Raw genomic sequence first — 18,399 nt, 5'->3', positions numbered from 1 at the left:
TTACCTTCCTGAGCTGTTATTCTTAATCTGTATCTTTAGTTTTATGTAACCAAATAATATTTCTAGCAAGGAACAGAAGTTTAATGAAAAGGATCATTAATGCGTTGCAAAACCTTGGCAAATCTTTGTACGGCCCGGTGCTAATTCTCCCTATCGTCGGGCTATTTATTGCTTTTGGCAATGTATTGGGAAACGGTAACCTTGCAGAATATTTTCCATTTTTAAACCATTGGTTAGTTCAGCAATCTGGGAAATTGATCTCCCAATCTGCTGTTTCAATATTGAGCAATCTGGCGTTGATTTTTGCTGTTGGAATCCCTATCGGGCTGGCAAAACGCAATAAAGGTTATGCCGCATTGATCGGTCTGGTCACTTTCGTTATTTTTATCAATGCTATGCACGTTACTTTAGCATTACAGGGAAAATTGGCGGCAGAAACGCAAATGCGCAATGTTGGCCAAGGCATGGTTCTGGGTGTGCAAGTGTTGGAAATGGGCGCTTTTGCCGGGATACTGATCGGTGCATTGGCTGGTTATTGCTATAACCGCTATTCGTCAAAACAGTTTAATGGTGTGATGGCAATTTATTCCGGGCACTGTTTTGTCGCCATTCTGATGATCCCTCTGGCCGTTATATCGGGTTACTTAATGAGTGATATTTGGCCCTATGCACAACGGGGCATCGGCGCCCTTGCTCACGGTATTCATGAGTCCGGGCCATTTGGCGTCGCCATATACGGCTTTCTGGAACGCATTCTGATCCCATTAGGCTTACATCATCTGGTTTATACGCCCTTTTTGTATACCGAATTAGGAGGCGTTGCAGAGGTATGCGGCACTGTACATCAAGGAGCACGCAATATCTATTTCGCTGAAATGGCTTGCCCGACTGTACATCAACTCAGTAACAGTGTGGTATGGGATGCGCGAGGGATCAGTAAGATGTTTGGCCTGACTGCCGCTGCGCTGGCAATGTATGTGACTGCCCACCCAGCAAAGAAAAGTGCGGCAAAAGCTGTTCTCATCCCTGCCGCTATGACCACTTTTTTGTTAGGCGTAACCGAACCACTTGAATTTTCTTTCCTGTTTGTTGCTCCGCTACTGTTTGGCGTTCATGCCCTGTTAACTGGTTTAGGTTTTATGCTGTTCTATCTACTCGGCGTACATGCTATCGGCGCTAACGGTATAATCGACTTCATACTATATAACTTACCGCTCGGCACCGAAAAATCTAACTGGCCAATGTATATCGCCGTAGGGCTAATCATGTCGGTGATTTATTTTTTCGCATTCCGTTTCCTGATTTTACATTACGACCTGAAAACCCCTGGACGAGAAAGTGACGATCAAGAAACACGCCTCTATAGCAAGAAAGAGTATCAAGTTGCCGATGATGACAAACCAGGACAACAAATCATCTGCGGATTAGGCGGTACAGCGAATATTGTCGCTATCGACAACTGCTACACCCGACTGCGCATAACGGTATATGACACCACGCTCATTGACGAAAACAGGCTTAAATCGACCGGCGCAAAAGGTGTCATCTGTCAGGGAAATAACGTTCAGGTAATTTACGGTCTGCACGTCAAAAAGATACGTGAAGCTGTAGAAGAAGCACTTTAACAGGAGCATAAATATGGCTAGCGCCCCTTTCGTTTTAACTATCGCCGGCGGCGGTAGTACCTATACGCCAGGTATCGTAAAAAGCCTGATGGTACGGCTAAACGACTTCCCACTAGCGGAAATTCGTTTGTATGACATCGATACTCACCGGCAAGACACCATTGCGCCGGTAGTGGAAAAAGTGATACGTGAGCATAGCCAGACGATTCGCTTTGTCGTAACAAACGAGGCAAAAACCGCTTTTAGCGGCGCCCATTTTGTCTTTGCCCAAATACGCGTTGGTCAGTACAAAATGCGAGAACAGGACGAAAAGATCCCCTTACGTCACGGCGTAATTGGTCAGGAAACCTGTGGTCTTGGCGGATTGGCTTACGGCCTGCGTACTATCATGCCAATGGTGGAACTGATCGATTTGGTGGAGCGCTATGCAGATAACGCTTGGATCGTAAATTACTCTAACCCCGCCTCTATCGTTGCTGAAGGAATACGCCGTCTACGTCCACAAGCCAGAGTACTCAACATCTGTGATATGCCAGTGGCCGCTATGCGCAATATGGCAGCAATTTTAGGTGTGGATCGTCACGATATCACCGTCGATTACTTTGGTCTGAACCATTTCGGCTGGTTTACCAAAGTGTGGGTGAACGGAAAAGATCATTTGCCTGAATTGCGTCGTCATATCGCCCAGCATGGCCTGCTGACTGCTGATGCAGCACAGACAGACCCGCAACATGCTGATCCGTCATGGGTTAAAACCTGGCGTAATATCAAGCCGATCATGGACCATTTTCCTGATTATGTGCCTAATCCCTATTTGCAATACTATCTGATGCCAAACCACATTGTTGAGCACCAAAATCCTGACTATACCCGTGCCAACGAAGTGATGGACGGTCGGGAAAAGAAGTTGTTTAAAGCAGCGGCTGAGTTTAAACGCACAGGCATTTTACCCGACGCTTTCCATGTCGGGGTGCACGGCGCTTTTATTGTTGACGTAGCATGCTCACTGGCTTTTGATTTGCGTCAGCGCCATCTGGTGATTACCGAGAATAGGGGCGCTATCGCTAACTTACCTTACGATGCAATGGTGGAAATACCCGCTTACATTACCGCTCAAGGTCCTGAACCAGTACGTATAGGGAACGTCCCCCTGTTTCATCAAGCGCTGCTAGCGCAACAACTGGCTTCAGAACAGTTGTTAGTGGAAGCCGCATTAGAAGGTAGCTATGAGAAAGTGCTGCAAGCCTTCACACTGAATCGTACCGTACCTACTATGCAACAAGCCAAAGCGATTCTGGATGAAATGATCGAAGCTAACCAAGGTTATTGGCCTACACTTAACCAAGCCTGGCACCAAGGTGAAGCAATTTAACCAATATTTAACCTATAATCTGCCTTTTTTACATAAAAAAGAAGATTTTTATGCGAGCCGGCTCACTGTCCGGCAATCATTATCTTGTGGAGATTAAGAAAATTCACCACAATTCGATTATCGAACAGCCGAACATACATACCCTATGGATTTCAATATGCATCGCGACGGCGAGGGAGCGAATCCCCGGGAGCATAGATAACTATGTGACCAGGGTGAGCGAGTGCAGCCAACAAAGAGGCAACTTGAAAGATAACGGGTATATGATATGGCTGCCTGCTATCACTGGATAAATAATGGATAATAGATAATGGATAATCGGTTAACCCCCTTGTTACAGCGCAGCGAAAAAATAACTCGCGCGGAATACCGCGTATTATCCTATTTAACCGCGCATCCATTGTTAATTGGGCAAATTACAGTACGTGAGCTGGCAAAAGCCACGTTCATTTCTCCCGCCACTATTATGCGTCTATGCCAGAAACTGGGATTCAGTGGCTATAGTGAATTTATTTGGTACTGCAAACAACTGTTGTCCGGTGGAATGTCCATTTTCGGGAATACACAACCCCATCATGATGAGATAATTCCTGATGCATTTGAACACTTCGTGACTAATTACCGTAAAACTTTCACTTTGGTCACACCAGAAAGAATGTCGTGTTTTAGCACGCTGCTACGTGAGAAAGAGAGTTTTTTTCTCTATGGTGCTGGTTTTTCCGGGCTATTTGTCAATTATTTGACGCAAAAATTGCAAGTGCTAGGGAAAACAGCTTTTAGATCCGACCCAGGAGATAGCCGTAAAATCTTCCTAAGTAATGCGATGAAATATGAAGTTTTTATCGCTATCTCTCGCAGCGGTCAGACAGAACAGGTGTTGGATAAAGTACGCATTGCTCATAATATTGGTATGACAGTCATTGCATTCACCCGCTCATCTGCTAATCCATTGGCTTCACTAGCTGATGTGCACTTTGCACTATATGACGAGGCAATTTATTTTGATGCGGAAATCAACGAGATCACTTCATTCGAGTCTAATCTTATCATGCTCATTGATTTATTATTATTACAGGCAACGTCTTAATTCACAGAACAAAAACCATACAATATGATCTCGACAGCCAAGGAAAATAAAAATACAGGAAAGGATGTTAACTATTAAATCAAACTGGCATGAAACGATTTAAATAATTTTAGTACTAAACAATACTGATGTTTATATATTCTCATATAGAGGTATTTTTACATAAAATAATAAACTATTTGATTAACGGATTTAGGTAAAAATCGATAAATTTTATCTTTATACGAATTAATTATTGCAATCTGTTATATAATCAGGTTATTTTAAATGGAATCAATAGAAAAACTCTTCAGATAATGATTAAAATACTCATTAAGGAGTTGTCATGTTAAATATAAAAAACAAACAAAATAATATCACTCCGCAATTAGTTTACCTGAGAGAAAAAAACTATAATCTTTGGGAAGCTAAACATTGCCAGCCAAAATTTATCTATGCCAATCCGTTTTTTTACCAACAACTCAACTTATCTAAAAACTCTGATATTACCGAACTTTCAGCAAGTGAATTACCTGCACCGATTACAGAAGATAAGGATTCACAGCACTGTCTTGGTACGCTCTTTCATGTAAATAAAGCAAAAGTTTTTTCTCTAACCTGTCTGTTTTATGGAAAATTACTAGCATCCGTTATGTACCAAACACCATATGAACTTTTTACTCAAGTTAAGCATGCTATTATTTTCCTCTTTTTACAAAAATATACTATCCAAAAACTAGAGGGATATCGTTGTCTCAATGACTTTGAGCTCAACGCATCAGAGAAATTTTTGCAACAAGAAAGCATGATGTTTTCCTAAATCAAAATATTACATGAATATGACTAGAAAAAATTCCACTACTTCGCTACAAATAATCAATACCCTGGAAGTAAGCAATGAACCTTGGGGAATAAAGGATAAATCTTCCTGCTTTCTCTATGGTAATGATGCATTAATTAAACTCCAAAATATGAATGCAAACTATGATTATGAAGGTAAATACGATAGTGATATCCCCTGGAAAGGCAATGAATTTGCCAAAGATTTTATTATACATGATTTGCAGGTCATAAAAAATAGAGAAAGTATTTTATCATTAGAGACACATGTATTTGGCCGAGATAAAGTTTTATCATCTTATTTCCAAGAGAAATTTCCATTCTATGATGATAAAGATGAATGCATCGGTATTCTTTTCCATGCCTGGAAAGTTCAGGATAATTCATTGACTCGGCTATTTCATAGTAAACTGCCTGCTTCTATTAGGTTTCAATCACCAACTCATCTCCTTACTGAACAGGAATGGGAAATTGTTTTTCTTTTTCTACAAAAATATAATAGAACACAAATCTGTCAATTACTCAAAATCTCAGATAAAACCATAGAGGAATATATAAGAAAGATTTATAATAAATTGAAAATTAACTCAGATTCACAATTGGAGGAATATTGCCGACTAAATAGTTTTGATCTCTATGCGCCAAAAAGGTTTTTATTGTCTTACTTATAAATATCGTCTATTTATTCAAATTTTTTATAAGGTAATAATGTTATAAAGGTCAAATATGAGTCAATCAGGATGTAAAAAAGTCCCTTTTATTACTCCTCAATTAACTAATATGTGGGATAAAAGCTCAGAACCGTGGTTTGTAAAAGATAAGGAGTTCCGCTTTATTTATGCAAATAAAATGTTTATTAAAGCTAATAAATTACCTGAAAATTTTGATATTATTGGGTATACTGATAAAGAGTTACCTTCACCCGTTAATCAATTTGCTCATCTTTTTGAGGAACATGATCACAAGGTATTGCAGGGTATGCAACGAATATCATCTCTTAGCACTTTCCCTCAAACCAAAAACGAGCAAACTACATCCTATTTCTGTGATAAATATCCATTAATGGATGAAAATAAACAGTGTATTGGCATAATTTCTCATGCCAGAGAAATACATAACTTTACCGTATCTCATTATATGGAGAATAATATTGCTATATCAATCCGATTTCAGCAACCTAACAATCTATTAAAAGAAAAAGAATGGATAATCATTTTTTTATTCTGCCGTGGAGTTAGCAATAAATATATCGCTGACGAAATGAAAATTTCATATCGCACTGTGGAAAAATATTTCGAAAGTATCTATGAGAAACTATCAGTTAACTCAGCTATTGAGCTAAGAACACTTTGCAAAGAGAATAATTATGATCTTTATATTCCCCCCAAATACCTTCAATCCATAGGCCATATTTTGCTATAAATAATCGATTTCATTGCTACATATTTCTCTCTGACCTGTTTAATTAACCTGGATTTTGCTTAAGTTCCCCTAATTAATATATGGATAACAATTTGACAAATTAAAATAAAGGGCTAAAAACGTGACTAAATAATCATTTTTTTGAAAATTTGCATTCTTATTTCTGTTGAAGACTTTATATGAAAAACGATGAAACCAAGAGATTTTTATGAGCATTGACCGATGCCTTACCACAGTCAAATGGTTTACATCAACATTTTGGCAAGAGACAGGGTGTTTTAACCCCCTGTTTCACTGCCAAATCCACAATCAACGAACAATAATACCTAACAGAATGCCCAACGCACCAAAATCAGCATCACTGAATGTCGTGTTGGCAATACCAATATCCCCCAAGACGGGCAACAGGAACACGGGTAAAAAGGTGATCAGAAAGCCCTGAGCAAAAGCCCCGAGAATAGCGCCTCTACGCCCCCCTGTCGCATTACCAAAAACTCCAGCCGCTGCACCAACAAAGAAGTGTGGCACTACGCCGGGAATAATAACTGTCATACCTAGTGCATACAGTATAAACATACCGATAACACCAGCCACAAAACTGCTTAAGAACCCTACCAATACTGCATTAGGCGCGTAAGGGAAGACAACCGGGCAATCTAATGCTGGTTTAGCATTTGGTACCAGTTTGTCAGAAATTCCTTTAAACGCGGGAACGATTTCTGCAATGACCATTCTCACACCTTGCAGAATAATGTATACACCAGCGGCAAAAGTAATAGATTGCATTAGCGAGAACATAAATCCATTTTTCCCACCACTGACTTCTCTCACAAAATCACTACCAGCGAATAAACAACTGATCATAAAAATAATCGCCATCGTAAAAGAGATGGCAACCGGTGTATCACGCAGAAACAGCAAGCTTTTCGGAACATTCATCTCTTCTGTTGAATACGCTTTATTTCCCAGTTTACTGCCAATAAAACCAGATAGGACATAGGAAAGCGTGGAAAAATGCCCAATGGCAACATCATCAGAACCTGTTACTTTCTTCATATATGGATGGGCAATCGCCGGGAAAAAAACCATAGCAACACCGACAACCACAGAACCAATAGCCACTAGCATAGTGCCTTTAATCCCTGCTGTTGCCAAAATCACCGCGACCATCATGGACATAAATAATGTGTGGTGCCCGGTCAGAAAGATAAATTTCCACGGGGTAAAACGTGCAATTAAAATATTAATCACCATAGCAAAGAACATGATCATTGCCATTTCTTTACCAAAACTTTTCTGCGCAATGGAAACAATGGCTTCGTTGTTTGGCATTACCCCCTGAATACCAAAAGCGTGTTGGAAAATCTCAGCAAAATCCCCCAGCGAAGAGACGACTAATCCAGCCCCCGCTCCCAAGATCACAAACCCCATAATGGTTTTTATAGTGCCTTTGATACATTCCGTCACCGGTTTCCTTTGCATGATCAAACCAATAAGCGCGATAAGACCGACCAAAATCGCAGGTTCTGATAGGACACTCATCAGAAAATGGAAAAATTCCATGACGTCCTCCCAGTTACAGTGCGCCAAGTTCTGCTAATGCCGCGGACAAACGTACTTTCATTGCCGATTTATCCACCATATTGTCCAGTGCAACAATTTTGCCATCGACGGCCTGCACAACTAGTTGTTCCGTAATATCTTTAGTACCGACAAAAATATCGCTTTGAGTTGCTTTTGCTGACCCTAGATCGACGTGATCAACACTGGCATCGATTCCCATCTCTTTCAGAATACTTTTGATACTCATTTCCATCATCAAACTGGTACCTAACCCATGCCCGCAAACGACTGTGATTTTCATACTGTTTCCCCATAGCAAAAAATAGCGACTTAATACTGGTTAACCACGGCAAGAATCTCTTCTTTACTTTTGGCACTCATCAACAATGCAACATCCTGTTGATTATCAAACAACTCAGCAAGCTGAGCGATCACCTCAATATGACTATGGCTGTCAGTTGCTGCTAGGACAATCAACAACTTGATCGGATCATTTTCCGCAGACCCAAACTCCACTCCCTTACTAATCACGGTTAACGCTAAAGCTAATTTATTGACCCCTTCTTCCGGTCTGGCATGTGGCATAGCGATTCCGGGACCGACAACATAATAGGGACCAATTGCCTCATGCGAACGATAAATAGCATCAATATAGCGAGAAGAAATGGCGCCATTTTCCACCAAAGGCTGACAAGCAACCGCGATTGCTTCGCGCCAATTTTCAATATCCGGTATCACTTGGATCACATCCTGGGTAAGTAACCTCTTTAGCATCAATTCCCCCTGACAAAAATCTCATTCCGCTCTACCTACTTTCTGCCCTCTGTCTTCTATCTTCTGTCTTCTGTCTTCTGTCTTCTGTCTTCTGTCTTCTGTCTTCTGCTAGTGATATTAGTCACAAATGATAGCGCTATCTATGATCGTAATTCATTATTGTGATAGCGCTATCATTTGTTATCTGATTAATTCACCAAAAAGCGAAAGTACATTCATGGTTTTTTCCCACGAATTGCCTGAGATCAGGTAGAATCCCATCGTCAAATTCATAGCAGTTAATTAAAAAAACAGAAAAATATTTTGATGAAAAAGACACGAAAACGCCGTAATACAGGGCGAGTAACATTACAAGATGTTGCTAAGTATGCCGGTGTCGGTTCAATGACAGTTTCACGCGCATTGAGAACACCAGAAATGGTATCGGATAAATTACGAGAAAAAATTGAACAAGCCATACAGGAATTGGGATATATCCCAAATGGCGCTGCCGGCGTACTCGCTTCAGGTCAAAGTAATATTATCGCGGTGCTTGTGCCCTCACTGACAGATAAAGCCAGCGCTACATTTATACAGTCACTGCAACAAGTGCTGAATAAACATGCTTTTCAAGTTTTGCTTGGATGTCATGAATATGACCATAATAAAGAAGCCGAAATTATCATGACACTACTGCAAAGCAATGCAGCAGCACTGGTGATTTTCAGTTCGCAATTGGCAGATAAAACCTACAGCAATATTTCTCATATCAATATTCCCATTATTAATGTTGCAGGCTCTCATCAACAACAAACAGCAATTAATATAGAAACCGATTTTTCCGCGGCCGCCTATACGTTGACTGAACATATGTTAAATAATGGCCGCAAGCATATCGGTTATATTGGCGCCCAAATGGACAACCGTTTACGCAATCAGCAAATTAATGGCTGGCATAAAGCCATGCTGCATCACTATCAGAATGCTGACCAAAATATCACTACCTCGGATACGGCTAGCATGCAATTTGGCCGCCAGGCAGTTACTGAGATGTTATTACGTCAACCTGAACTGGAAGGTGTAATTTGCAGTCATGAAGTGATTGCCTTAGGTGTCATATTTGAATGTCAGCGACGTCTACTTAAAATACCTACTGATTTGGCTGTTGCTTGTCTGGAAGGTTCAGATAACTGTGACCATACACAACCAACACTGACATCAATTCGCATTGATTATCCCCAAATAGGCAGGGACACCGGAAAATTACTAATAAAACTGCTCAATCAACAAGGTGAAGATGAAACAAAACATCAAAACAACCAATATCACCTATTTTCGTATAAGTTCGAGCCCAGGCAAAGTGCTTAACAAAAAGCGCTTAACAAAATGATAACGCCATAATGAGACATCCATTGTGATTAAAGCCTGTAATCGTGGTAACTATTTTACCTGCTGGCATAGGTCATGCGAGGTGAAAGGAAAACCCGCGCAATCCTCGACCTTATTTACTATGTCAGCCACCGTCGTTTCAGCTAAAGCGGTTTCTAGCACACAGGTAACACGCGAAAATTCATCTTCTAATACTGGCGTGATATTGTGCCCAATATAACACTTGGGATTAGGTTTAGAACGGTGCAAGGTAAAGTACTGAGGATCTTCAACTGCGCGATAAATATCTAACAATGAGATTTGCGTCGACGGCCGGGCGAGTAACGCTCCACCGCCCTGCCCCATTTGCGAATAAGTCAGACCAGCCTCCGCAAGAGCGCCTAAGAGCCGACGAACAACAGTCGGGTTAGTATTCACACTTTTTGCGATATCCTCAGAACGCACAGCTTGTCCGTGGTGAAGCGCGATATCGGTGAGAATATGAATAGCAACAGCAAAACGGGTAGATGTTGGCACTGGAAAATCCTGTATACCTTAAGGATGTTACGGAAGAATAGCAAAATATGAACAAAAAGGCCGCGTAGTATGTCACTAATTTCGTCACATAACAAGAAATGAAATTCAGAATGTTAACTTGCCTGATTAACATTCCTACTCCTCCCGTTTTGCCATCGTATGCCATTGTTCGGCTCAGTTAATATTACAAGCATGGCAACCGACGTTACCGAATAGAATAATCTGCATGAGCACGTTCAATTTTAAGCGTATCGGCAGTTTGTTGTAATTTAACTAACCGTCCATCCCGCACTGTCCATATATGAACGAAACGAGCAATGAACCGCTTACCACTCTTCACTCGCCCCAAATAATTCCCCAGAACAATGACATGATCATCTGATTCAAAATATTCAGAACTGTCCACAACAAAATCATCAATATCATTTAAAAATGGCACAAAGAAATTATTTAGTATATCTTCGATTCCTTCATAAATCCCACCATACCGAGATCCTTCAGTAATATCCCAAATAACATCACTTGCCATGATCTGGCGAAGAACATCAATATCACCCATAGAGTCATAAAAACGGCGAACAATAGATACATTTAATGAATCTGACATTATCATTCTCCTTCAAATTATCCTGCAATGAAATATGACCGGCTCTTATAAAATGAGCCGGCCGGATATCTTGGGACATTCAACCAAAAAGCGCCATTGACGCTTTAAATTAACATCCCCGGAAAACAATTCGAACATCTTTCATGTTAGGCTATCCATTGCGGGTAAGATATCCCCTTACCTAGGTAAGCGCTGGATAATCAGTATAGCCTATAGCGCCAGGAACCATAAAAGTTTCCGGTTGTTGTTCATTAAATGGCGCTTCAATTAAAAACCGGTGAGGTAAGTCTGGATTGGCGATGAATAATTGACCAAAAGCCACTGCATCAGCCTGGCCGTCAGCAAGAACTTGCTCGGCACTTTCTTTAGTAAGTTCCTCGTTAGCAATATAAGTTGACCCAAAAGCTTCTTTTATCACCTTACTTAAATCACCATCAACCACAGCATCACGTGAGAAGATAAAAGCAATACCTCGTTTACCAAGTTCACGTGCTACATATCCAAACGTCGCCACAGGATTAGAATCCGCCATAGAGTAGTAGCCGCCACGTGGGGATAAATGCATACCAACACGTGATGATCCCCAAACCGAAATACAAGCGTCTGTCACTTCCAGCAGTAATCGCGCCCTATTTTCGACTGAACCTCCGTACTGATCTGTACGCAGATTAGCATTATCTTGCAAGAATTGATCGAGCAAATATCCATTGGCGCCATGTATTTCTACTCCATCAAACCCTGCCGTTTTCGCATTTTCCGCTCCGCGCCTGAATGCTTCGACAATACCGGGAATTTCCTCAGACTCAAGCGCCCGTGGAACTACGAAAGGACGTTTTGGACGTAATAAGCTAACATGACCATCAGCCGCAATTGCACTTGGCGCCACCGGCCGTTCTCCATTAAGGAAAATAGGGTCCGATATCCGCCCTACATGCCAAAGCTGTACAAAAATACGCCCACCGGCAGCATGCACGGCATCCGTGACCAATCGCCAACCAGCAACTTGTTCATCTGACCAAATACCCGGCGTATTCTCGTAGCCAACTCCCTGTGGGGTTACGGAAGTCGCTTCACTGATAATCAAACCCGCGGAAGTGCGTTGAGCATAGTATTCCGCCATCAACGCATTAGGGACACGTCCCTCTCCTTCTGCACGGTTGCGTGTCAAAGGAGCCATAATGATGCGATTTGGCAAGTCGAGATCACCAATGCGAATTGGGTCAAAAAGTGTAGGCATATCTTTTCTCTCATATAGATTAATAAATGCACTTCGTTGCAAATCATCAATAGATGCATAGCCAGGTCATACCAGAAACAAACAGCGTTAATTAGGGAGTGTGAACTTTTTCTCTTGATTCTGTTTCTCTTGATTCTGTTCCCGAGTCTTTAGTAGCAGGCTGCTTCTCTGACGTGAATTAATGTAACTTACACAGTTACATAATACAACAAAATAAAAATGTCAGATATTAAAATATTTGCAAGATAATAATGTTATGACACAACAATGACTTTGCTTGAACATGATATAAGCTGCTTATAGCCTTTGATTTGAGTTAATAAATGAGTGGCATAAAAAAGGCCACGCAATACGCAGCCTTGAAATGCTCTTTAATAGAACCTCTATCCAATGAGTTTTCTTTTTGCCAGCAAAGAATCAAGGATAAAAGAGTACGGCAAATCAGGGTTATCCTCCGCAATGCGACCAATCTTAGTCCAATGTTCAATTTGCTTAGATAGCCATAGTTTAATTTGCCCCTCTGAGATTTTGTACTACATGCGATATAAAACGCATTTGTATGAAATGCAACATTTTATCGCACTATGCAATCATTGATTTCGATATGTCTATTCCCATGATAAACATCCTTTAATGAATAGACGCAATAACCTAATTTGAAAATACGTGATCCCAGTTTTATCTTTTTTAGCCTCCCCCTATCAAAAATTAGTTATGATTATAAATGGTTTGTCTGATGCTGGCAGGCTGTTGGTTGATATGTAAAAAAATTGTTGCCGGAGGATACATATATGAATTTATTGGATGGTTTACAAAAAAAACTGGACGGTTACTTTCATAAAACAAGTGAAATCAACTATGTAAAAATATTTGATACTTCCAAAATATGGGGATTTCCTTTTGGAAAAGAGATAATGCCACAGGCTATTAAAAGGGAAGCAGAATTTGAGGATGCTATTGTAAGTATTCTGGAAAAAATGCGTTATCGCTGTGATATTTCCTCCTTAAATGCCCCGGATGCAGAGTGGAGAAAAGTTATCCTATCAGCTATTGATCGCGCATTTACCAAAAAAATAAACAGGAAGGACAGAACTCAAATAAGGTTCTTATTTGCTCAAACACCGACATCTTTGTTAAACGGTGTGAATTCATACTTCGAAGGCACCCCTGAATATCTGGCATTGAAAAGTGATATTATTCAATTAATTCAGGAAAGGAGAAAGCATTGGGAGTGTATACCTGAAATATGGATTGGTCGGTTTTTCAGAATAGTAGATGGGCTTAAAGTATCATTACAGAAGAAGGTGCTACCAGAGGAAATGTTTCCAGAAGATGACACCAGAATGACATGGAATCATACAAAAATTATCGCAGTTGATGGAATTGAGTCATTTGTCGGGGGCCATAATTTAAATATGGATCTCTTTAAAAATTACCCTCCAGTTCATGATGTCTCTGTTAAAGTTATAGGAACGGCATCATTAAGCTCACAATTATTTTTAAATAACATGTGGGAGTCTGATACAGACCTCTTAACTAAAGAATTCTTTGATATAGATGAAAATAAATGGGTTAATGCAAATGGTATTGTGGGAAAGCCAAAAGATCCATTAAAAAAAGAGCACATTACTAAATATATAGACAGAAAAAAAGAAGAATGCCTAAAAAATCCACCTAAGGACCCAGAATATAAGAAAGCAAGCAGGATATTATCCGTAGGTAAATATTGGTCTGGGCCTGATATGCGAACAGATTATAAAAAAGGCTCTGAAATAATGAAAGAGTTTATAATAAAGAATGCAAAGAAGAAAATTCGCATGTCCCAACAGGATCTTGTCAGTGCATGGAAAAAACAGTGGCGAGATCATCATGTGTGCCGATGGTTGATCGAAGCATTACTTGCCAACCCCGAACTGGAAGTTCAAGTTGTTGTATCGCCACTTGATGCAGCCGCAGGCGCCGCTGGTGATCAATATTCTTTTGGTTCTGGCGCCAAAAGAACGTTTGAAATATTTAAATACTATTTAACACATGACGAGCACACCGATGAGAAGCTGGAAGATCCGGATGGAATCAGGCTAGCCGCACTGAAAAGAATAGAGATTGCCCCTTTTTTCTTTACAGACAAAGTACCTGAAGAGCTTTCGATTGAAGGTACTACATACAAATGGCCAACCCCGGATGAAAATTCTTATACTGCTACGCTAAAAGAACCGCCTCTTGCTGAAAGACCTCCACAGGTAGGTTCTATAGGACGCCCATTCCGGTCTTTAATTAAAGCAAGTGGTCCAGTATATCCCAAAGTTGCCCCTGCTCCTGGGAATCATGCAAAAGTAACAATAATTGACGATGAACTCTACGTGGTTGGTTCTGATAATCTCTACCCGGGATATCTTTCAGAGTTCAACTATCTTATTGAGGGAAAAGATGCGGTAAAAACTTTCATCGAATCCTACTGGGAACCATTGTGGAAATATTCAAGAACACATTCATTTAATTATAAAAATGTTTGATGTAAGCAACCAGTGTACTGATATATTCCCGCCAACTGCTGGCGGGAATATATACCCGTCATCTTTCAAGTTGCTTCTTTGTTGGCTGCACTCACTCACCCCGGTCACATAGTTATCTATGCTCCCGGGGATTCGCTCCCTTGCCGCCGCGATGCATCTTGAAATCCATAGGGTATAACTTGAAAAATATTAAGAAAATGACTTTTCAACGTAGGAAACCAAATCAACGCGTTTTTCAGTAATAACCTGGAGGCCAGCAGGACATTGGACCTGAGAAACCAGATGCCGATAACCGGATCGCCCCTGTGAAAGACGCCAATTAGATTTTGGCTGTCGCTAAATACTTTGTCATTTCATCATCGGGCACCATACCGCCGCCGGTTGCCCAAACCAGATGTGTAGCCTGCTTCATCTGTTCTACTGAAAGGTTTTTGTTATTCAGATAATCACGGTTTCCACTCACACGAGCGGGACCCGCCATACCAGCTAATGCCGACGGCTCTAACCGGATACCCTCATCACGATTCAGTAACCCCAACAGATTATACATTTCCTGATCTTGAATAGTATAAAATCCATCCAGCAAACGTTCCATCGCACGCCCAACAAAGCCAGAAGCCCTGCCTACCGCAAGACCATCAGCAGCAGTGATATTGTCGATACCGATGTCCTGTACACAAATATTGTCATGCAAACCAGTATATACCCCCAATAACATACTGGGAGAATGGGTAGGTTCAGCAAAAATGCAGTGCACATGATCACCAAAAGCCAATTTCAGTCCAAATGCAACACCACCGGGACCACCACCAACGCCGCACGGCAAATAAACGAATAATGGATGATCTTCATCAACCACAATATTCATCTGCTCAAACTGCGCCTTTACCCGTCCACCTGCGACAGAATATCCCAGAAACAACGTTTGGGAGTTTTCGTCGTCGATAAAGAAACAGTTCGGATCAGATTCGGCTTCTTTACGCCCTCTGGCTACAGCTACCCCATAATCCAGTTCGTGTTCCACGACATTGACCCCATGCGAACGTAGCTTTTGCTTCTTCCATTCACGAGCATCGGCAGACATATGCACACTGACATTAAAACCCAGTTTCGCACTGACAATACCAATGGACAGCCCCAAATTGCCGGTAGAACCTACAGCAATGCTGTATTGATTAAAGAACCGTTTAAATTCTTCCGAGAATAGTTTGCTGTAATCATCGTTTTTAGAAAGCAGCCCCGCCTGTAATGCCAATTTTTCCGCGTGAGCTAACACTTCATAAATTCCACCACGGGCTTTAATCGAACCTGAAATTGGCAAATGGCTGTCTTTTTTAAGCAAAATTCTTCCCGTGATACCCACACCATAATATTGTTCCAGTGTTTTCTGCATCGTAGGAATAGCCACTATTTCTGATTCAATAATGCCATGTGTGACGGCTGTTTCCGGGAAAGCTTTACATAAATAAGGCGCAAAACGATCCAGGCGTGCTTTAGCATCCCTGACATCATCAGCGTCCAAACTGACAAAAGGCAATCCCTCTTTAAAGGTGGTGTTACAAGGGTTAAACCAAAAGATTTCCTCTAATTCCATTAAATTTTTTACTAACGGATATTCATTTAGTAATTGCTGAATTTCAGTACTTTTCATGTATGTATTAACCCAAGATAAGTGTTTCCCTGGTATATAAAACAACTCTTACTTGCTTGATTATTAGAATTTTTATTATATTCAATATGTTATGTTTACTACAACTTCCTACAATATATCAGCACATCATACTTTGTTTATTTTTTATCTTCCCCTTATTTTAATTACTACGTTAATGTTCATTTTGTTTATTATTTTAGCTATAAAAGCTGCCTGTTTTACAGGCTTCCCTGGTATTGACACTTCGCACGTCTTATTCTTATTTTTCAAGTTGAGCTGTTACTTCTTTCCATTACACAATAGTAGAAAGAAGAAACGTCCCAACCAACGCAACTACAGACGCAATAAATGTCGCAGTTGTGTAGTACTTAAAAGTTTCACTGAGCGTTGCTCCGCAATATTGCTTAACCAACCAAAACAGTGAATCAGTCACAATAGTACAGCCGATAGCACCAGAACCAATTGCCAATGTAATGATTTCGGGGCTAATATCTGGATATAACGGCAACATAGGCGAAACAATCGCTGTTGCGCCCATCATTGCGACTGTTGCTGAACCAACCGCCGCATGCAAAATAATAGCAACCAACCAAGACAAAAGAATTGGGTGCATATCCAGACTCGACAAAATAACGGCTAACGTATCACTAAGGCCGCTTACTTTTAAAATACTATTAAATGCTCCGCCCGCGCCGATAATCAATAAGATATTAGCGATGGAGGAGAAACAATCTTCTGTTTTCGTCAACAGCGTATTCATTCCCATATTTTGCTTGATGCCCAAGGTGTAATAGGCAACAAAGGCGGCAATAAACATAGCTGTAATAGGATTACCAATAAATTCCAGCACCGCATAAAACATGGTGCCTTTTTCTATATTTAATTCAGCAATCGTTTTAATCAACATCAACCCAATTGGCAATAACACCGTACACAATGTCATGCCTAAAGAGGGTAAATTCTCTTCTTTACGAACTGCAATTTCAGAAAATTCAGCCGGAACCGATTTAAAAGGCAGACGGCTGCCGAGAAGCTTCTGAAATAATGGACCACCTACCAAAGCTGCAAATAGACCAACTATCAGCCCATAAACAATCACCGAACCAATATCCGCACCCAGTTTATTCGTCACAAATAATGCAGCCGGGTGTGGAGGAACAATACAGTGAACCGCCATCAACGCTGTACATAATGGAATCGCTAATTTCAGCAGTGACGTATTGGTTTTCCTGGCAATAGAAAATGCCAGTGGAATTAACAATACCACCCCTACTTCGACAAACAGCGTAATACCACAAACCAAACCAATCAGTACCATAATGATGTCAGGTGACAACCACCGGCATTTTTGCAATGTGATACCAATACGCTCTGCCGCGCCGGATATCTCCATCATCTTACCAAGAATGGTTCCCAGACCAATCACTACAGCCAAAAAACCTAACGTATCTCCGACCCCCCTTTGAATGGCGCTCACCATTTCAACAGGGTTCATTCCCATTAAGACACCGACATAAAAACTGGCTAACAATAGCGCGAGAAAAGGGTGAATTTTTAATTTAATTATCGTAAATACGATTAACACAATACTTGTAAGTAACGTACCAATCACCCAAGGTTGTGAATCCACTTAATCATTCCCCACAGTCAGCCTCTGTTCGTCATACGAATTTTCATTATTGAATATGAATATTCAATTTTTGACAAATGATTAATACATAGCCATGCATGAATCAGATTGAGCCAATTCAGTGATACTGATCAAAATTTTCACTTTATTTGCGATTTAAATCACTAAAACTATCTGAAACACACCGCCTTAATGATACGGTTGCATTATCCGTC

At 40.7% G+C, this 18,399-nt stretch carries 16 protein-coding genes and 1 pseudogene; 8 read left to right on the top strand and 9 right to left on the bottom strand.

The annotated features are described in order from the left end of the window. Positions 1 to 83: 83 nt before the first annotated feature. The 6 genes from B0X70_RS10125 (at position 84) to B0X70_RS10100 (ending at position 6,325) form a co-directional block, all read left to right on the top strand. The gene (locus B0X70_RS10125; RefSeq protein ID WP_217471432.1) at positions 84 to 1,625 is read left to right on the top strand and encodes a PTS transporter subunit EIIC; all 1,542 of its coding nucleotides are present in this window, start codon (positions 84 to 86) and stop codon (positions 1,623 to 1,625) included. Positions 1,626 to 1,638: 13 nt separating this feature from the next. Continuing rightward, positions 1,639 to 2,997 carry a 6-phospho-alpha-glucosidase gene (locus B0X70_RS10120; protein WP_217471431.1) on the top strand — a complete coding sequence of 453 codons (1,359 nt, stop codon included), beginning with the start codon at positions 1,639 to 1,641 and terminating at the stop codon, positions 2,995 to 2,997. Between the two features lie 310 nt (positions 2,998 to 3,307). Beyond that, positions 3,308 to 4,084 carry a MurR/RpiR family transcriptional regulator gene (locus B0X70_RS10115; protein WP_217471430.1) on the top strand — a complete coding sequence of 259 codons (777 nt, stop codon included), beginning with the start codon at positions 3,308 to 3,310 and terminating at the stop codon, positions 4,082 to 4,084. Between the two features lie 325 nt (positions 4,085 to 4,409). Continuing rightward, positions 4,410 to 4,883 carry a hypothetical protein gene (locus tag B0X70_RS10110; protein WP_217471429.1) on the top strand — a complete coding sequence of 158 codons (474 nt, stop codon included), beginning with the start codon at positions 4,410 to 4,412 and terminating at the stop codon, positions 4,881 to 4,883. A gap of 13 nt (positions 4,884 to 4,896) precedes the next feature. Beyond that, a complete protein-coding gene (locus B0X70_RS10105; RefSeq protein ID WP_336246316.1) occupies positions 4,897 to 5,574 on the top strand; it encodes a helix-turn-helix transcriptional regulator in 678 nt (225 codons plus the stop codon). A gap of 55 nt (positions 5,575 to 5,629) precedes the next feature. Continuing rightward, positions 5,630 to 6,325, top strand: a complete 696-nt coding sequence (locus tag B0X70_RS10100; protein ID WP_046394695.1) for a helix-turn-helix transcriptional regulator — start codon at positions 5,630 to 5,632, stop codon at positions 6,323 to 6,325. A 309-nt stretch (positions 6,326 to 6,634) separates the two neighbouring features. Here the strand turns inward: B0X70_RS10100 and B0X70_RS10095 are convergent, their stop codons facing one another. From B0X70_RS10095 to B0X70_RS10085, 3 genes are read right to left on the bottom strand one after another with little or no spacing between them, the layout of a single operon-like run. Next, positions 6,635 to 7,888, bottom strand: coding sequence for a PTS ascorbate transporter subunit IIC (locus B0X70_RS10095; protein WP_217471428.1), 1,254 nt, complete (start codon positions 7,886 to 7,888; stop codon positions 6,635 to 6,637). Between the two features lie 13 nt (positions 7,889 to 7,901). Next, entirely contained in the window at positions 7,902 to 8,189 is a 288-nt protein-coding gene (locus tag B0X70_RS10090; protein ID WP_036807598.1) for a PTS sugar transporter subunit IIB, read from the bottom strand. Positions 8,190 to 8,218: 29 nt separating this feature from the next. After that, positions 8,219 to 8,662 (bottom strand): PTS sugar transporter subunit IIA, encoded by a 444-nt coding sequence (locus tag B0X70_RS10085; RefSeq protein ID WP_217471427.1) that lies wholly within the window; start codon positions 8,660 to 8,662, stop codon positions 8,219 to 8,221. 306 nt (positions 8,663 to 8,968) lie between these two features. Here B0X70_RS10085 and B0X70_RS10080 point away from each other — a divergent pair, with 306 nt between their 5' ends. After that, positions 8,969 to 10,009, top strand: a complete 1,041-nt coding sequence (locus B0X70_RS10080; protein WP_036807593.1) for a LacI family DNA-binding transcriptional regulator — start codon at positions 8,969 to 8,971, stop codon at positions 10,007 to 10,009. A gap of 72 nt (positions 10,010 to 10,081) precedes the next feature. On the opposite strand, the gene B0X70_RS10075 is transcribed toward B0X70_RS10080, so the two are convergent. The 4 genes and pseudogenes from B0X70_RS10075 to B0X70_RS10060 form a co-directional block, all read right to left on the bottom strand. Then, positions 10,082 to 10,546: an Rrf2 family transcriptional regulator gene (locus B0X70_RS10075; RefSeq protein ID WP_217471426.1), complete on the bottom strand. Its 465-nt coding sequence runs from the start codon at positions 10,544 to 10,546 to the stop codon at positions 10,082 to 10,084. A gap of 205 nt (positions 10,547 to 10,751) precedes the next feature. Next, entirely contained in the window at positions 10,752 to 11,153 is a 402-nt protein-coding gene (locus B0X70_RS10070) for a nuclear transport factor 2 family protein (RefSeq protein ID WP_036807590.1), read from the bottom strand. Between the two features lie 181 nt (positions 11,154 to 11,334). Beyond that, positions 11,335 to 12,390: an alkene reductase gene (locus B0X70_RS10065; RefSeq protein ID WP_217471425.1), complete on the bottom strand. Its 1,056-nt coding sequence runs from the start codon at positions 12,388 to 12,390 to the stop codon at positions 11,335 to 11,337. Positions 12,391 to 12,773: 383 nt separating this feature from the next. Next, positions 12,774 to 12,884 (bottom strand): annotated as a pseudogene (locus B0X70_RS10060) (TA system antitoxin ParD family protein); the annotation flags it as partial. Between the two features lie 297 nt (positions 12,885 to 13,181). Between B0X70_RS10060 and B0X70_RS10055 the strand changes: the two are divergent. Further along, complete coding sequence (locus B0X70_RS10055) at positions 13,182 to 14,903, top strand: phospholipase D-like domain-containing protein (protein ID WP_217471424.1); 1,722 nt, start codon at positions 13,182 to 13,184, stop codon at positions 14,901 to 14,903. Positions 14,904 to 15,222: 319 nt separating this feature from the next. On the opposite strand, the gene B0X70_RS10050 is transcribed toward B0X70_RS10055, so the two are convergent. Continuing rightward, positions 15,223 to 16,554 (bottom strand): D-serine ammonia-lyase, encoded by a 1,332-nt coding sequence (locus B0X70_RS10050; RefSeq protein WP_214038982.1) that lies wholly within the window; start codon positions 16,552 to 16,554, stop codon positions 15,223 to 15,225. 292 nt (positions 16,555 to 16,846) lie between these two features. Then, on the bottom strand, positions 16,847 to 18,184 hold the full coding sequence (gene dsdX, locus B0X70_RS10045) for a D-serine transporter DsdX (protein ID WP_217471423.1): 1,338 nt from the start codon (positions 18,182 to 18,184) through the stop codon (positions 16,847 to 16,849). Between the last annotated feature and the right edge of the window lie 215 nt (positions 18,185 to 18,399).

This window comes from Photorhabdus akhurstii, from assembly GCF_019090985.1.
In the GTDB taxonomy this organism is placed as follows: domain Bacteria; phylum Pseudomonadota; class Gammaproteobacteria; order Enterobacterales; family Enterobacteriaceae; genus Photorhabdus; species Photorhabdus akhurstii.
Note: the sequence above shows the minus strand (reverse complement) of the source record. Positions and strands in the feature narration are given on the sequence as shown.

Coding starts and splice junctions, on each gene's coding strand:
- B0X70_RS10125 (WP_217471432.1), top strand. CDS start 84: ATGAAAAGGATCATTAATGCGTTGCAAAACCTTGGCAAATCTTTGTAC.
- B0X70_RS10120 (WP_217471431.1), top strand. CDS start 1,639: ATGGCTAGCGCCCCTTTCGTTTTAACTATCGCCGGCGGCGGTAGTACC.
- B0X70_RS10115 (WP_217471430.1), top strand. CDS start 3,308: ATGGATAATCGGTTAACCCCCTTGTTACAGCGCAGCGAAAAAATAACT.
- B0X70_RS10110 (WP_217471429.1), top strand. CDS start 4,410: ATGTTAAATATAAAAAACAAACAAAATAATATCACTCCGCAATTAGTT.
- B0X70_RS10105 (WP_336246316.1), top strand. CDS start 4,897: ATGAATATGACTAGAAAAAATTCCACTACTTCGCTACAAATAATCAAT.
- B0X70_RS10100 (WP_046394695.1), top strand. CDS start 5,630: ATGAGTCAATCAGGATGTAAAAAAGTCCCTTTTATTACTCCTCAATTA.
- B0X70_RS10095 (WP_217471428.1), bottom strand. CDS start 7,888: ATGGAATTTTTCCATTTTCTGATGAGTGTCCTATCAGAACCTGCGATT.
- B0X70_RS10090 (WP_036807598.1), bottom strand. CDS start 8,189: ATGAAAATCACAGTCGTTTGCGGGCATGGGTTAGGTACCAGTTTGATG.
- B0X70_RS10085 (WP_217471427.1), bottom strand. CDS start 8,662: ATGCTAAAGAGGTTACTTACCCAGGATGTGATCCAAGTGATACCGGAT.
- B0X70_RS10080 (WP_036807593.1), top strand. CDS start 8,969: ATGAAAAAGACACGAAAACGCCGTAATACAGGGCGAGTAACATTACAA.
- B0X70_RS10070 (WP_036807590.1), bottom strand. CDS start 11,153: ATGTCAGATTCATTAAATGTATCTATTGTTCGCCGTTTTTATGACTCT.
- B0X70_RS10065 (WP_217471425.1), bottom strand. CDS start 12,390: ATGCCTACACTTTTTGACCCAATTCGCATTGGTGATCTCGACTTGCCA.
- B0X70_RS10055 (WP_217471424.1), top strand. CDS start 13,182: ATGAATTTATTGGATGGTTTACAAAAAAAACTGGACGGTTACTTTCAT.
- B0X70_RS10050 (WP_214038982.1), bottom strand. CDS start 16,554: ATGAAAAGTACTGAAATTCAGCAATTACTAAATGAATATCCGTTAGTA.